1 protein-coding gene and 2 pseudogenes are annotated in these 1,284 nt (G+C 61.0%); 1 reads left to right on the forward strand and 2 read right to left on the reverse strand.

All coding sequences use genetic code 11. From position 1 onward, the window contains the following. Positions 1 to 122: pseudogene (locus EOA85_RS39685) on the forward strand (arsenate reductase ArsC); the annotation flags it as partial. Between the two features lie 129 nt (positions 123 to 251). On the opposite strand, the pseudogene EOA85_RS40230 reads toward EOA85_RS39685, so the two are convergent. Further along, positions 252 to 707, reverse strand: a pseudogene (locus tag EOA85_RS40230) (hypothetical protein). A gap of 51 nt (positions 708 to 758) precedes the next feature. Next, positions 759 to 1,019 carry a DUF2312 domain-containing protein gene (locus EOA85_RS35435; RefSeq protein ID WP_023800031.1) on the reverse strand — a complete coding sequence of 87 codons (261 nt, stop codon included), beginning with the start codon at positions 1,017 to 1,019 and terminating at the stop codon, positions 759 to 761. Positions 1,020 to 1,284: the final 265 nt, after the last annotated feature.

Below are 1,284 nucleotides of genomic sequence, written 5' to 3' on the forward strand. Positions count from 1 at the left end.
CCTATCGCATGCTCAACAACCGCATTTCGCTGTTCACCAATCTGCGGGTGGATGCACTCGACCGTCTGGCGCTGCAACAGCATCTCGATGCGATCGGCCGGGATACGGCGAAGCCGAACTAATGCATGTCGCCCAAAAGTGCGCAGCGGTTTTGGGGTAACGACATGCATAAAAACAAAACTAAAGCGCGTCGCACGAATCGCTTCAGACGCGACGCGCTTTAAGCCCAAGCCGCTGACAGGCAGGCGAATTCACGAACCGGCCTCGCCACCCTCGCCGAGAACCTCGGCAACGGCGCGCTCGAAGCGCGATGCTTCCGTCACCAGCCAGTCAGCCATGGCCGGCCAATTGTCCTCGGCAAAGCAGTTCACCCGCCACAGCGAATTGATGCCTAGGCCCTCGCAACTCTGTTCCGGCCTGAGCTTCAACCTGTCTTCGATCGCCGGCTGGAACGGCTTCAACCGCGATCAGGCTTCCGTGGCACCGAACTTCTCGTTGCGGCCGAAGAAGACGCCGACATGGTTCTGCGCCGGCGCGACATACATCGAAAGGACCAAGGCGAAGTCGGGCAGCCCGCGCTGCCAGAACCAGGGTCCGCGTCGCGCCATCAGAGCCCTTTCTTCCGGATGCCGTTCCGAAAACAGCGTCCAGAAGCCGCGTTGGCGGAATTCAGAGGCGCGGCGGACGCCAAAGTCGAATTCGCTCATGGTTCGACCCGTTGAGGGCGCCGCAATCGGCGCCCAGGGCTATTACCAGCCTTACACCATGCCGAGAGCGGCTTTGTAGAGGTCGAGGATGGTTTCCTCCTCTTGCCGCTCAGCCTGATCCTTCTTGCGCAGCCGGATGATCGACCGCATCGCCTTGGTGTCGAAGCCGGTGCCTTTGGCCTCGGCGAACACTTCCTTGATGTCGTCGGCGATCGTCTTCTTCTCTTCCTCGAGCCGCTCGATGCGCTCGATGAAGGCTCGCAGCTGGCCGGCGGCAACAGTCTGGCTGGTTTCGGTGATGTCGTCGGCCATTTTTTCTCCGCGTCGTTTCCATGCCGCGACTCAGGAACTGTCGCGGCGAATTTGCAGCGGTTCGATGCCCGACCGGGGGCGACCGGTCAAGCTGTTATCGATGCGGCATGGAGGGCTGCCGCCAGACGCAGACAACTCTGCCTGGGCAACATTTCTGTCTCATCCGAATGCGATCAGCAGATCCTTGGCGTCGATCTGATCGCCGGCCTTGACCAGCACTTCGGCGATTGTGCCGTCGCGCTCGGCATGCAATGCCGTTTCCATC

The organism is Mesorhizobium sp. M5C.F.Ca.IN.020.29.1.1, from assembly GCF_003997375.1.
Classification (GTDB): Bacteria; Pseudomonadota; Alphaproteobacteria; order Rhizobiales; family Rhizobiaceae; genus Mesorhizobium; species Mesorhizobium wenxiniae.